Source organism: Myroides odoratimimus, assembly GCF_030326305.1.
In the GTDB taxonomy this organism is placed as follows: domain Bacteria; phylum Bacteroidota; class Bacteroidia; order Flavobacteriales; family Flavobacteriaceae; genus Flavobacterium; species Flavobacterium odoratimimum_A.
Window position 1 is genome coordinate 14,915 of sequence record NZ_JACAKB010000035.1, and the last position, 13,271, is coordinate 28,185.

General features: G+C 34.6%; 14 protein-coding genes. 2 read left to right on the forward strand and 12 right to left on the reverse strand.

Going from position 1 to position 13,271, the window contains the following annotated elements; translation table 11 throughout:
• Positions 1–143: 143 nt before the first annotated feature.
• The 12 genes from atpG to HX049_RS16415 all read right to left on the reverse strand — a co-directional run bounded on the left by atpG (position 144) and on the right by HX049_RS16415 (position 11,942).
• A complete protein-coding gene (gene atpG, locus HX049_RS16360) occupies positions 144–1,004 on the reverse strand; it encodes an ATP synthase F1 subunit gamma (protein WP_286417224.1) in 861 nt (286 codons plus the stop codon).
• Between the two features lie 63 nt (positions 1,005–1,067).
• Positions 1,068–2,642, reverse strand: a complete 1,575-nt coding sequence (gene atpA, locus HX049_RS16365; RefSeq protein WP_131540420.1) for a F0F1 ATP synthase subunit alpha — start codon at positions 2,640–2,642, stop codon at positions 1,068–1,070.
• Positions 2,643–2,683: 41 nt separating this feature from the next.
• Positions 2,684–3,220, reverse strand: coding sequence for an ATP synthase F1 subunit delta (gene atpH / locus HX049_RS16370; protein WP_131540419.1), 537 nt, complete (start codon positions 3,218–3,220; stop codon positions 2,684–2,686).
• Positions 3,221–3,233: 13 nt separating this feature from the next.
• The gene (locus HX049_RS16375) at positions 3,234–3,734 is read right to left on the reverse strand and encodes a F0F1 ATP synthase subunit B (RefSeq protein WP_131540418.1); all 501 of its coding nucleotides are present in this window, start codon (positions 3,732–3,734) and stop codon (positions 3,234–3,236) included.
• Between the two features lie 94 nt (positions 3,735–3,828).
• Positions 3,829–4,023, reverse strand: a complete 195-nt coding sequence (gene atpE / locus HX049_RS16380) for an ATP synthase F0 subunit C (RefSeq protein ID WP_006257837.1) — start codon at positions 4,021–4,023, stop codon at positions 3,829–3,831.
• 55 nt (positions 4,024–4,078) lie between these two features.
• The gene (gene atpB, locus HX049_RS16385) at positions 4,079–5,257 is read right to left on the reverse strand and encodes a F0F1 ATP synthase subunit A (protein ID WP_006262511.1); all 1,179 of its coding nucleotides are present in this window, start codon (positions 5,255–5,257) and stop codon (positions 4,079–4,081) included.
• A 105-nt stretch (positions 5,258–5,362) separates the two neighbouring features.
• The gene (locus tag HX049_RS16390; protein ID WP_131540417.1) at positions 5,363–5,761 is read right to left on the reverse strand and encodes a hypothetical protein; all 399 of its coding nucleotides are present in this window, start codon (positions 5,759–5,761) and stop codon (positions 5,363–5,365) included.
• Positions 5,761–5,976, reverse strand: coding sequence for an AtpZ/AtpI family protein (locus HX049_RS16395; RefSeq protein ID WP_006257840.1), 216 nt, complete (start codon positions 5,974–5,976; stop codon positions 5,761–5,763). The genes HX049_RS16390 and HX049_RS16395 overlap by 1 nt, the downstream gene beginning before the upstream one ends.
• Before the next feature lie 6 nt (positions 5,977–5,982).
• Positions 5,983–6,378: a bactofilin family protein gene (locus HX049_RS16400; protein WP_286417226.1), complete on the reverse strand. Its 396-nt coding sequence runs from the start codon at positions 6,376–6,378 to the stop codon at positions 5,983–5,985.
• A 24-nt stretch (positions 6,379–6,402) separates the two neighbouring features.
• Complete coding sequence (locus HX049_RS16405) at positions 6,403–9,054, reverse strand: tetratricopeptide repeat protein (protein WP_286417228.1); 2,652 nt, start codon at positions 9,052–9,054, stop codon at positions 6,403–6,405.
• A 775-nt stretch (positions 9,055–9,829) separates the two neighbouring features.
• Positions 9,830–10,525: an ABC transporter ATP-binding protein gene (locus HX049_RS16410; protein ID WP_286417231.1), complete on the reverse strand. Its 696-nt coding sequence runs from the start codon at positions 10,523–10,525 to the stop codon at positions 9,830–9,832.
• Position 10,526: 1 nt separating this feature from the next.
• Positions 10,527–11,942 (reverse strand): DUF5687 family protein, encoded by a 1,416-nt coding sequence (locus HX049_RS16415; protein WP_286417234.1) that lies wholly within the window; start codon positions 11,940–11,942, stop codon positions 10,527–10,529.
• Between the two features lie 312 nt (positions 11,943–12,254).
• Between HX049_RS16415 and HX049_RS16420 the strand changes: the two genes are divergently transcribed.
• A complete protein-coding gene (locus HX049_RS16420; protein WP_131540412.1) occupies positions 12,255–12,662 on the forward strand; it encodes a hypothetical protein in 408 nt (135 codons plus the stop codon).
• A gap of 90 nt (positions 12,663–12,752) precedes the next feature.
• Complete coding sequence (locus HX049_RS16425) at positions 12,753–13,178, forward strand: c-type cytochrome (RefSeq protein WP_286417236.1); 426 nt, start codon at positions 12,753–12,755, stop codon at positions 13,176–13,178.
• The last annotated feature ends 93 nt before the right edge of the window (positions 13,179–13,271 follow it).

Here is a 13,271-nt window from a genome sequence, read left to right on the forward strand (position 1 = left end):
TACATTAAAAGCTTCTTAAGCAACTTACTATCCATCCACAAACAAACAGACTTCATATATCAAAAAGCGCCTTAAATCAATTAATAGCACAAAAAAAGGGACACTCAATTGAGTATCCCTTTTTTAAAAGTATAATATTCAGATTAGTTGTTTAATGCCTCAGCACCACCAACAATTTCTAGAATTTCATTTGTAATAGCAGCTTGACGAGCTTTGTTGTAACTTAACGTTAATTCATCACGTAAGTCCTTAGCATTATCAGTTGCTTTGTGCATCGCAGTCATACGAGCTCCATGTTCAGAAGCTACAGAGTCCGCAACAGCTTTTAATAATTGAGTTTTTAAAGAAAGAGGAATTAATGTATTAATAATCTCTTCTTTAGAAGGCTCATAAATATAGTCAGAACTAGCATTCTCACTAGTTTCAACTGGTAACAATGGTAAAAACTGTTCTGTTACTACATCTTGTGTAGCAGCATTTTTGAACTGATTGTAAACGATCTGAATTGAATCATACTTCTCTTCAACGAAAGCTTCCATCATTTGTTCAGCTATAACAGCACAATTTGCAAAATCTACATGATCAAACAAATCACTTTTGTTCTCAATTACAGTAAAAGATTTACGTAATATATCGTGACCTTTTTTACCAATTGTCAATAAATCAACATTAACGTCTTTATATTGAGTAGCTTTAAGCGCATTAATCTGTTTGATAATATTCGCATTAAAACCACCACACAAACCTCTGTTTGAAGTAATAACCACAAGAAGAACATTTTTAATCTCTCTAGTTTGAGAATATACTCCTGAATTATCACCTTCTAAAGTTGCGCTAACATTTTGAATCAACTCAGTCAACTTTTCTGAATATGGACGCATAGCCATAATAGTATCAGTAGCTTTTTTAAGCTTAGCTGCAGATACCATCTTCATAGCAGAAGTAATCTGCATTGTCGATCCGATTGATGAAATCCTATTACGTATTTCTTTAAGGTTTGCCATTGTAAATTGTATATAAATTTATCTACAAGTGACATGATATCACTTGTAGACAAACATTATTTCTTAATATTTTGCAGAAATTTCTTTAGCTACTTTCTCAAGTACACCAGTAATTTCATCAGTGAATTTACCAGCTTTTAATTGATCTAATACATCTCTATGACGAGAGTTTAAAGCATCTAAATAATCTTTTTCGAACTCTTTTACTTTAGAAACTGGTACGCTTCTAAGAAGGTTTTTAGAACCTGCATAGATAATAGCTACCTGATCTTCTACAGTATATGGATCGTTAACAGCTTGTTTTAAGATCTCAACGTTACGTTGTCCTTTAGAGATAACGTTCATTGTAGCAGCATCTAAATCAGAACCAAACTTAGCGAAAGCCTCTAACTCACGGTATTGAGCTTGATCAAGTTTTAAAGTACCAGCTACTTTCTTCATTGACTTAATCTGAGCAGAACCTCCAACACGAGATACAGAAATACCTACGTTAATAGCTGGACGAACACCTGAGTTAAATAAATCAGATTCTAAGAATATCTGTCCATCAGTAATCGAAATTACGTTAGTTGGGATATAAGCAGAAACGTCACCAGCTTGAGTTTCGATAATAGGTAAAGCAGTTAATGAACCACCACCTTTAACGAATGGTCTGATAGACTCTGGTAAATCATTCATGTTCTTAGCGATTTCATCATCACCGATAATACGAGCAGCACGCTCTAATAATCTTGAGTGAAGGTAGAAAACGTCTCCAGGGTAAGCTTCACGACCTGGTGGACGACGTAAGATTAATGACATCTCACGGTAAGCTACCGCTTGTTTAGATAAATCATCATAGATAATTAATGCAGGACGCCCTGTATCACGGAAGTACTCTCCGATAGCAGCACCTGCCATTGCAGCATAAACTTGCATTGGAGCAGGATCCGAAGCATTAGCAGCTACGATAATAGTATAGTCCATTGCACCTTTATCTTCTAAAGTTTTAGCAATACCTGCTACAGTAGAAGCTTTTTGTCCAATAGCTACATATATACAATATACTGGTTGCCCAGCATCGTAAAATTCTTTTTGATTTAAGATAGTATCGATACAAACAGTTGTTTTTCCTGTTTGACGGTCACCAATTACTAACTCACGTTGTCCACGTCCGATTGGAATCATGGCATCAACAGATTTAATACCTGTTTGTAACGGCTCAGTTACTGGTTGACGGTAGATTACCCCAGGAGCTTTACGCTCTAATGGCATCTCATATAAATCACCTTCGATAGCACCTTTACCATCGATTGGAAGACCTAATGTATTAACAACACGTCCTACCATTTTTTCACCTACTTTAAGTGAAGCGATACGACCTGTTCTTTTTACTGTAGATCCTTCTTTAACACCAGTAGGAGCTCCTAACAATACAATACCTACATTATCCTCTTCAAGGTTCTGCACCATTGCCTCTAGTCCATTCTCGAATACAACTAGCTCTCCGTATTCAGCATTTGTCAACCCGTATACACGAGCAACACCATCTCCTACTTCAAGTACTGTTCCTACTTCTTCTAAAGAAGCCTCTGAGCTAAATCCAGATAATTGTTTCTTTAAAATCGCTGATATTTCAGCTGGTTTAATTTCCGCCATTTTTATCTATGTTTATACACGAACATTCGTGCGGTGATTTTTTAATTAGTTAATTCTCTTTTTAAAACTTGTAATTGATTCGCTATTGAAGCATTGTACTGTTTATCTCCCATTTTCAAGATAAATCCTCCTAAGATAGAAGCATCTACTAGATTTGAAATAACAATTTGTTTTCCAGGAGCTAAACTTTGAACTTTAGATAAAACTTTACTCTCTAAAGCGGCATCCATCGGAACAGCCGTAGTAACTACAACTCTCTCTATACCTTTCAAAGCTTCGTATTGCTCTTGAAACTGTAAAGCGATTACACCTAAGATTTCAAATCTATTGTTCGCTTTAAGCACTTTAAACAATTCTTTAGTACTTTGATCAACATTAGCGAATACTTCTAACAAAGCATTTAATTTAATCTCACCACTCACGATAGGATTAGTTAAAAACACTTTTAAGTCTTCACTTTGAGATACTGATTCAGAGATCAAGATCATATCGCTATTAATAGCCTCAGCATTTCCTTTTTGACCAGAAACTTCTAGCATTGCTTTTGCATATCTTGCAGCTGCTCTAGTGCTTACCATAATGATCCTTTTATTAGTTTAATTTAACTTCGTCTAACATCTTCTCAACCAATTTAGATTGAGCTTCAGTGTTAGCTAATTGTTCTTTTAATAATTTCTCAGCAATTTCAATAGAAATAGAAGAAACTTGAGTTTTTAACTCAACGATAGCACTCGCTCTTTCACTTTCGATAGCAGCTTTTGCTTGAGCAATCATTTTTGCTCCTACAGCTTCACCTTCAGTTTTAGCGTCAGCTAACATTTTTTCTTTAATCTCACGAGCTTCTTTAATTAAAGCATCACGCTCAGCACGAGCTTCTGCTAATAATTTCTCGTTATCAGCTTTTAAATTAGCCATTTCTCTTTTAGCATTTTCAGCAGCTGCTAATGCATCAGCGATACCCTCTTCACGAGCCTCTAAAGCATTTACAATTGGTTTCCATGCAAATTTTCCTAGGATGAATACAATCACCAATAAAATGATGAACTGCCAGAAAAATAATCCAAAACCGAAATCGTTAATTAATTTATCCATTATCTAAAATTATACTTTTTAATACCTATGTTGTTTAATTAAGAAGTTTATCTGCAACCAACCGTTACAGATAAACTCTTTTACTTGTCTTGGATTATTTACCTAAGATTAAAGCACCGAATGCTAAACCTTCCAATAAAGCTCCAATAATGATCATTGCAGTTTGGATTTTTCCAGCAGCTTCTGGTTGACGAGCGATAGCGTCCATTGCAGAAGATCCGATTTTTCCTAATCCGTAACCAGCTCCGATTACGATTAAACCTGCACCAATAATGTTTGGTAATGTCATAGTGATTGATTTATATTAATTAAACAAATTTTATTTTTATTCTAATTTAATTCTATTAATGATGAGCCTCATCATGTTCGTGCTCCGCTACAGCCATTCCGATAAACAATGAAGATAACATTGTAAAGATGAACGCTTGTAAGAACGCAACTAAGATCTCTAACACAACTAAGAACGTTGATAAGAAGAATCCTATCCCAACAGCTCCTGCAGTACCTAAAGCTTCTTTCATCACGAAAATAATAGCTATAAGACCAAATACTACTGAGTGACCTGCTGTAATGTTAGCGAATAAACGAACCATCAATGAGAATGGTTTAATTAATGCTCCTAATACTTCGATAGGTGCCAACATCAATTTCATTGGTGCTGGTACACCTGGCATCCAGAACATGTGCTTCCAATAATCCTTGTTAGCAGAGAACTGTGTAATTATGAATGTAAAGATTGCCAAACACGCAGTTACCGAAATACTTCCTGTAACGTTGAATCCTAGTGGTGTCAATCCTAATAAGTTCAATAAGAAAATTAAAAAGAATACTGACAGTAAGTATGGCATGAACTTCTTGTATTTATCTTTTCCGATATTTGGAATAGCCATTTCATCACGAACATAAAGTACCATTGGTTCTAAAGCTCTTGCAAAACCTTTTGGCAAGTTGTTCGGTCCTTTTTTGTATGTCTTAGCTAAGCTTAAGAACATAAGGAAGATTAATACTGTAGTAAATAATAATGATGCCACGTTTTTAGTGATAGAAAAATCTAATGGCTTCTCATTAGTAGGATGATGCTCAGCATCGTACTCGATAGTACCAGCTGCATCAGTTTTGTATATCTTACTGTGATATAACTTGTAGTGTTGTCCATCTTTTTCAACTACTTTATTCCCGTAGTCAAATTCTGATGACATAAATACCTTAAGACCATTGTCTATTAAAATAACTGGTAATGGAAACCCATAGTGTTTACCAGTAGCCTCGTCAGAGAAGAATATAAAAGAGTAATCATCTGCTAAGTGGTGCGTGATGTGATCTTGCACTTTTTCAGCTTGTGTTTTTTCACCTTCTACATGCTCTGTACCTTCTACAGCAGCGATTGTTTCTTCAATTGACTGCTCTGTTTCTTGAATAGATTCTTCAAGCTTCTGAGCATTACTTTGTGCGTACGAAAATACCGACGATGCTGTAAAAATTACAGCTGCTAATAAATTCAGTGATTTCTTCAGAGTCACCATACCTTAACTTCTTGAATATTTATGGTTCTTAAAATTTTGTGCAAAAGTACAATAAATCTTAGACTTTCATACTTTCTTGCGAAACTTTTTTTTATTATCTTTTTGTTAACTAACCTTCTTATTTAAAATACGATATGCAATAAAAGCATCTCCGCCAAGATAAATCAAGACTACTAACAGAAAATTATACTTAAATAGTTCATCTACATTATCGCTATCTAATCCTTCTCTCACAAATAGGTAACTAGCCAATAACCGAACTGTAATAAAGCCTAAAAACACATATCCTAAACTGTTAGGCATACTCGTTTTTATACCTTGCATAGCAAATAATATTCCTATAGAAAAAATAAATTCAAAGCCATAAAAACCCGCTAATGAATACCCTAATTCTACAAATGACTGACCAAAATCAGTATATGTAAAAAGTGCAAAATGAATTGCAAATATAACTGCTAAAACTCCAAAAAGCTTTAAACTTAAACTTACTGTTTCTTTATCCATTAATCTTTATTTAATTGATTTACTTGTTTTATAACTTGGTACAAAGCTAATCCTACTCCAATTAACGTACAAATTTTATTTGCTAATCCATCAACTAAATTATACTTATCGTCTAACCAAGTACCTAACAAGTGAAACAAGTAAATAGTTACCCCCATCTGAATAGGGATATTAATCAAACTTAACCAACGGTTTGGCCCTGAATTTTTTTTCACTTCTATTTATTTTCCTTTCTTACCAGAACTTTGCTCTCCGTTTCCTGCTATAGCCATATCGCATTTCACTTGAATCTTAGCCCCTGGTACTACAGAAAGTCTACCCACAATAAGGTCTCCTTTTACATCAGCAGTTTCTTTGATATGCAATAGGTCCTTTACTTTTAAGGCTCCTTCTACTAAGCCTTCTATATCCGCATTCTCACACTCTACATTTCCTATAACCTGAGCTTGAGGTCCTACTACTACTCTACCTTTTACTTTTAGATTACCATGTAAGACACCATCTAAACGCAAATCTGTCACTGCTTCAATATCGCCTTTAATTATTGTAGCCTCAATAATTCTATTCGTTTTACCTAAGTGATCTATAGGCCCACCATTCTTTGTTTTTTGGAACATAATTTTTTACTTTTTTTTTCAACCTTATTCTGATGGAGTTATATATTTCTCCCAATTTTTCTTTATCTGGACGATAACGTAGTTATCAGTACTAATAGTGACAGCGTTACTATCCACACTTCTTGCTACATACTCAGCATCCTCTCTAGTCTTAAATCCATGTAACACAAAGAACTCTCCTACACCAATATACGGATCTTCAGAATACTTTATTCCCTTACTGCTATTAACAGTTGCAAACTGTATAAATCTACGACTAATCAACTGGTTACTACTTGATTCCTTATCTTGAATCAATAATACTACTTTCCAATTATTAGAGTCTCCTACTGAGAACTCTCTACTTTCTAACATTGGGATAGTGGTTTTCAACAATTCCTCTGCTTCTCGCCCTTCACGTGAAGAACTATATGTTAATGCCACAAAGTTCAAGGCCTCTTTATAAGCCTCTATTCCCTTCAATCGACCTATTACATGCGCTTTTAGCAATTCTAACTTACTTACATATCCATCATCATCGAATCGCTCTAAAGCGCGATCTATAGTTCGCAACGCATTGTTATAATCCGTCCCTTCCGCATATACCTTATACGCCTGAGCATAAATCTGCTCTGGTGATAAGTCATCTATTTTATCCCTAGACATATTCTGTAATAGCTTAGCGTATCTAGAATTAGGATACTGACCGATGATCCTATCCTTCATGGCTAATGCCCTTGTCATATCTATCTCTAAGTATATCTTATAGAGCTTATACATGCTCGGTAGAATCAATCTCTCTGTAGGCTCAAAGGTCAATAACGATTCTAATCTTTGACTAGCCAAATCATATTTCTTAAATCTATCTGCATACATAGATCCCAGTTGGAAATAAGCAAAGTCTCTATCCTTCTTGATAGTAGCTATTTCTTTTTCATCAGTTGGAATCTTAGAAATATAGCTATTGATATCATACCTAGTATCGTTAAACTTTTCAGCACTATTATTTTGACCTGCATTCTGAGCTGCTTGTTCTTCTGCCACAGCATTATTCTGTGCCTCTTGTATATCACTAGCCCATCTCCAATTATCTACAGAAGGCCTATTCCCCCATTTTCTTCTAAACTCAGTCTTCCCAAAAGCAGCTGCTTGTGTTGAATAGAAATAAAAAGTAGAACTACCTCCTGTCTGCTGATTATTTGTACCTAAAGCAACATCGATAGCCTCTCCAAAAGTCGCCATATTAAAATAATTCTGATTGCCACCTTTTTGCTTTTTAAGTGTTGCCTGTAGCTTTCTAAAATCTTCTTTTCTTAGATCATCTACATATTTCTGAAAATAAGCAATACGCTGATCTTCACTCATCGCTACTAATCGAAGTACACTATCATTCACATGAGCGACTCTCTCATATTTTACAACATCTCTTAATGCATCACGTCTCTTAGTGATTCTAAAGCGCTCCTTAGCCTTAGCAGGCATGATAGATAAGACACTGTCATAGTACTGACCTGCCAATGCATAACCAGCCTCATTAAAGTAAATCTCAGCTATACTCAAGTAGTTTTTAGACTTTAATTGCTTATCACCTTTACTTAGCTTAACAGCTCTTTTTAGCGATTTTAATGCTTCTTTAGTGTTACCACTTCCTTCATAGAACAGCCCTACCTGACGATGTAATACATCTAGATACTCTCTGTTCTCTCTATCTCTAATTAGTTTTTTATACTTCTTTAAGAATGCTACCGAATCTTTAGCCTGAGTAGGCTTCAGCCCAAACTGCTGCGCATGAGACTGTATCACATAAGATCGAGGGCTCTTTCGATTCATATCGATTACAATACCGAAAGCCTCATTCGCTTCCATCTCTTTACCTAACCTAGCATATAGCTGTCCTAAGATAAAAGTATATCTTGCATACTCTTCCTTATCCTTAGTGTGTTCTATAGCTATCTTTAAAGGGGGTATTGCAGAGGCATATTCCTCTATATTAATATAAGCTTGAGTAAGCGTAGCATTCGCATCTGCTACTTGCTGCTTCTTTAGTTTATCTTTTTTATCTCGAAGAAATTCATTTAAATTTTTAATCGCAATATCATCATAAGTAAGGCGCACATTAGATTTCTCACGCCAGATGATAGCATCATTTATTAAGCTCCCGTCCGGATACTTATACAAGATATAATTAAACGCTTCTAATGCAGGTACAAAACGGCCATCATAGTATCTAGCCTGTCCTAACATCAGATAAGCATCATCGATCTGGAAGTTGCGCTCACGCCCTTTTATGTACATAGAGTGCTTCTGTATAGCCTTAGCAGCCTTGTCCTCTGCTCGTCTAAATCCTACCTCTCCTTGCTCTTCTTCACCTGTAACATTAGCTCCATCTAATTGCACGTTTTCCAGAATAGACCCTTTTTTAGACTCTAGTGATCTACCTCTATCAAACTCACGTGTAGAATCTATCTTAATATCAATACGCTCTACAGGTAGTATCTCCCAAAAGTCATCATAGTAATCCTTTTTTAAAGAGACTAAAGCCTCATCATACGCTAATTCTCCGTTATACAGAATATTATACCGAGTAGTCATCGCGTGATACCCCCTATTCAATAACTTATCTTTCTTTACAGAACAAGCCGCTCCTAAAAGAAGTAAAACTAAAAAAATCAGATATTTAAAACGAGTATTCAACACAATGAGCTTTACTTAAAAACTACAAATTCACTATTTTAGTATATAACAAAACGTAAAAATACATTACTTTTAGTAATACTTCTACAGTATTTTAAAAGTTTTTAAAGTTCTACAGAAACAAAACCTATAAAAGTAATTTACACTACTTATCGCAATATCTCAGTCAATTTATAACATCCTATAGAAATCTAACCTCATATCACTAAAACATTCACAAGATAGAATATTTTCTATTGTCCTACTTCTATGAAATATTAGGAAATAACTACAAACAAAAAACTCTAGCAAAATATATTCACTAGAGTTCTGCTAACTAACCAACTAAGCAATATTCTCTCTTTATGTTCGATTAATAGTGGGCTTGCTACAATAACATCAGAAGTACAACAAACACAACTATAAACAACTGAACAAAAAAATATCTAGACAGCATCTTTAGAAATAAATACACCTGAATTCTATTTCTTATCCGCTCTTGTCACTAGACTAAAGACAGTTTTGTTTTGACCTACTAGGAGATTGCTTGAGGGTTTCTGGCACAATTCTTCGAGAAAAGCACCTTCTAGGCAAGAAAACCCCGAGAAAACTCCTAGCAATCCCCTAAGAAGTGCAAGCGAAACGCTTTCTTCTCATTCATCAATACCGAAATCAAAGCTTGTCTACTGACTCTCCTATTTTTATTTTAACCTAATAATCACAATCTAAATCAATGTCATTATACCATAATGTATTAAGTCTATTTACTTATACTGAAACAAAGAAGAAGTCCACTCTATTATACCTGAAAAAACTCTTCTAATGCATCAAATGTGATATCTTGTGTCAGGACATCTTTCATGATTTGTCCCTTTTCTAAGGCGATTACTCTGTCAGATACCTCATAAGTATGTTGAAGATCATGACTAGATATAATAATCGTGATCTCCCTCTCTTTCATTTTCTGTTTTACCAATTCTTTTAATCTCAACTGTGTAGTCGGATCTAGGTTAGCAAAAGGTTCGTCTAAGATAACTAACTCCGGTTTTCCCATAAAAGCCGCTATAATACCCACCTTTTTCTGATTTCCCTTAGAGAAATCACGCAAATATTTACGTTGATTCAGTACTTCTCCATTGAAGAAACTTACATATTCATTTAAATAACTCTCTATATCTGTACGAGACATCCCTCTCAATTCACCAATGAAATAAAAATATTCTTCAGGTGTCAAATACCCGATTAAGAAAGAATCATCAAAGAATGATCCTGTATACTTTTTCCATTCCTCATTTTCACTAACTACATACCCTTTATTAGAAATGCTCCCTTGAGTTGGTTTGATTAAATCTAACAGAAGGCTAAAAAAAGTTGTTTTACCTGCTCCATTATTCCCCACCAATCCAACACTTTGTCCTTTCGCTATTTCTAAACTAGGTATATTTAAAACAGTCTGTTGACCATAAGACTTTACTAAATTATTTACTACTATCATATTACTTAGATTTAAAAGCCTCTATTGTGCTATATTTTTCTTGTTTATAAATTTTCTCTATGTACTTAAACGCCAAATTTTGGAAGAACATTCCTATGATTCCTACTGAGGTTAGCAAGGTAAATCCTCCCCAAAAACCATATACCCAAAAGCCGATATAATAGATTAGAATAGGCAAAAATAGCTTCGGTAGCGAGATCAGCATTACCCTTAGATTAAATGCATTCTTATCTGCAAACACATTCTTATTCGCAGTTAGATCTACAGGGCTTTTTAGATAAGCACCTCCCCATAATACGATATAACCATTGATACCAATATTAAACACTCCATTCGCAATGATCAAATACACTAGATCCATACTCGTCCAGATATACAATACCGCCGCCAACATAGACACGCCAGTTCCCAATGCAATAATTAACCATTTTGACTTTAAATAATTCTTATACGTGATATTCTGAGTCATCATAAAAGAGTAATATGAAGAATCCCAACTAGGCACATACTGTCCAAACATCATCAAGAAACCACCTGAAACAAAGAAGGCAACGAAGATTAACATAAAGGTCGGATACCCTCCCATTTCTGTTGGGCGAAGTATAAAAAATCCGTAGAACATAAATAATACACTCATTAACACTGTAGTACGTGCTCGTTTATTTCTGGTGATTAGTCGTAAATCATTCTTAAGAAAAGAAGCATATGTCCCAAATCCATCTAACCATCTCATCTCACGTGTAGTAGCTACTTCTACTTTGACCTTTAGCAGATCATCCATATACATATTCTTAACGTAGTAACGCATAGTCATCTTAACAGCGATCCATAATACTCCACCGTAAACTAATACTAATGCAGGATATTCATACACACTATACAGCAAGTGCTGCGTGTATAAAGTACTGTCAAATAATTGGTAATACTGAATCACAGCTAATAAACCGAATACTACTATAACAGCTATAAAAACAGATTTATAAGATTCTATCAGTATGTTGACAAAATGCATCGTACACACACATAAATAGACTGCTATCATCCAAGCGATTACTCCTAGAACAGAATATCCCTGTACAATACTAACTATCGCAAATGGAAGAATAAATAATAACTGAATAAAGTTAAACGCACTGATGAATGAGCTCCCTATATAGAAGTTCACGATCTTAATCTTGGGGAAGGGCAGTACTAGCAACGGCTTTATACTGGCTGTCGGCAACTTCTGAAGTGCAAACCTCATAAACATCTCCATCACCATATAATACATCCAAAATCTACTAACTACCTGTATAGGTGATCCCATACCTAGATTCATATCTTCAATAATAAAGAATCCACTCATCCCCATCACTAAAAACAGTAAACCAAAATACACTATTGCTATCCATTTAAAGACAACCAATATTGTATTCATGGTCTTATCATTGCTTCGAGACAATCTTTTCTTTTCTAGAAAAACAAACAACTTACGCATTGCTATAAATATTTATTATAACAATTAGTACTTTATTTAAGTGATTTGTTACAACTAAAATATCATTATTTTAAATTACTTACTTTATCACTAAAATCAAAACAAATACACCCCTTCACAAAACATATAATTAACCTAAAAATTAACATTCAATAAATGATACATACTACAATATCAGACCAAGTTTACCTCTGTTTAATCACTACCATATTTAGGACAAAATCGTTTATCTTTGCCTAAAATTTTAATACAATGAAAAAAGACATCGAGATTCCAGTAGTAAAAGATATCGAGATTGCGATTATAAAAGAATACAATGAAGAGTTCTTAGCAGACTCATGGTATGCATATCTATTCAATAACTCAGATCAAGAAATGGAAGCTATACTTGTAGTATCCCAAGCGATAGGTGAGATAGATGGTGAAGTAAGAGGTACTGGAGTATTTAGACATGCCTTCAAATCACTTGCTCCAAAAGAAAATGTAAAAATAGAATTGTTAGATGAGTCGGTTTTTAAACTAAGTAATTCATTTATGCTTACTTTCTTCCAAGGAGGTAAATTATATGATAAGACATATACCTTCATTCAGGACTCTCTAGGAGACGCACACCTACAGACATTGCCATTTACTACTAAAAAGGGAATATTAGTAAAATAATTTAATCCCTTATCTCTCAATACCTTAATTTATAATCAATCCAAATGTTAGTTTGCTTAATTTGGTAAGCAGAACTTAAAATAGATAATTATGAAAATAAAAAATGTATTGAGCATATTAAGCTGTTTAGGTGTATTAGTAACATTATTTGCATTTAGCTCATCGACTCTTATAACAGAAAGTAAAGCAGGAGATACAGAATGGGAAAACTTAAAGGTATTGCCTAAAGATATTTCTAATGACAGCCTGAAAAGACTAATGAGAGGTTATAATGATGCTTTAGGAGTGAAATGTGGATACTGTCACACTACAGTAGAAGGAACAGACAAATTGGATTTTGCTGCAGATTCAAAAAAAGAAAAGGAGTTCGCAAGACACATGATCACAATGACTCAAAAGATCAATGCAGAGAACTTTAATTGGCAAAATCACCCGAAGCCTGAAACAATAGATGTAGTATCATGTGCTATGTGTCATAGAGGTACTGCTAAACCTTCAGAATCTCTTAAGCTATAGACTATTCAATAGATTACAATCGAGTAGGAGGCTGAAGATTATTTCTTCAGCCGACCTCTCACACCACCTGGCATACGGATCCGTACCAAGGCG

Bases quoted from the DNA above. Each gene is read 5' to 3' on its own strand.
- HX049_RS16400 (WP_286417226.1), bottom strand. From the start codon at position 6,378: ATGTTCCAAAAAACAAAGAATGGTGGGCCTATAGATCACTTAGGTAAA.
- atpE (WP_006257837.1), bottom strand. From the start codon at position 4,023: ATGACATTACCAAACATTATTGGTGCAGGTTTAATCGTAATCGGAGCT.
- atpA (WP_131540420.1), bottom strand. From the start codon at position 2,642: ATGGCGGAAATTAAACCAGCTGAAATATCAGCGATTTTAAAGAAACAA.
- HX049_RS16390 (WP_131540417.1), bottom strand. From the start codon at position 5,761: ATGGATAAAGAAACAGTAAGTTTAAGTTTAAAGCTTTTTGGAGTTTTA.
- HX049_RS16410 (WP_286417231.1), bottom strand. From the start codon at position 10,525: ATGATAGTAGTAAATAATTTAGTAAAGTCTTATGGTCAACAGACTGTT.
- HX049_RS16375 (WP_131540418.1), bottom strand. From the start codon at position 3,734: ATGGATAAATTAATTAACGATTTCGGTTTTGGATTATTTTTCTGGCAG.
- HX049_RS16420 (WP_131540412.1), top strand. From the start codon at position 12,255: ATGAAAAAAGACATCGAGATTCCAGTAGTAAAAGATATCGAGATTGCG.
- atpG (WP_286417224.1), bottom strand. From the start codon at position 1,004: ATGGCAAACCTTAAAGAAATACGTAATAGGATTTCATCAATCGGATCG.
- atpH (WP_131540419.1), bottom strand. From the start codon at position 3,220: ATGGTAAGCACTAGAGCAGCTGCAAGATATGCAAAAGCAATGCTAGAA.
- HX049_RS16425 (WP_286417236.1), top strand. From the start codon at position 12,753: ATGAAAATAAAAAATGTATTGAGCATATTAAGCTGTTTAGGTGTATTA.
- HX049_RS16415 (WP_286417234.1), bottom strand. From the start codon at position 11,942: ATGAATACAATATTGGTTGTCTTTAAATGGATAGCAATAGTGTATTTT.
- atpB (WP_006262511.1), bottom strand. From the start codon at position 5,257: ATGGTGACTCTGAAGAAATCACTGAATTTATTAGCAGCTGTAATTTTT.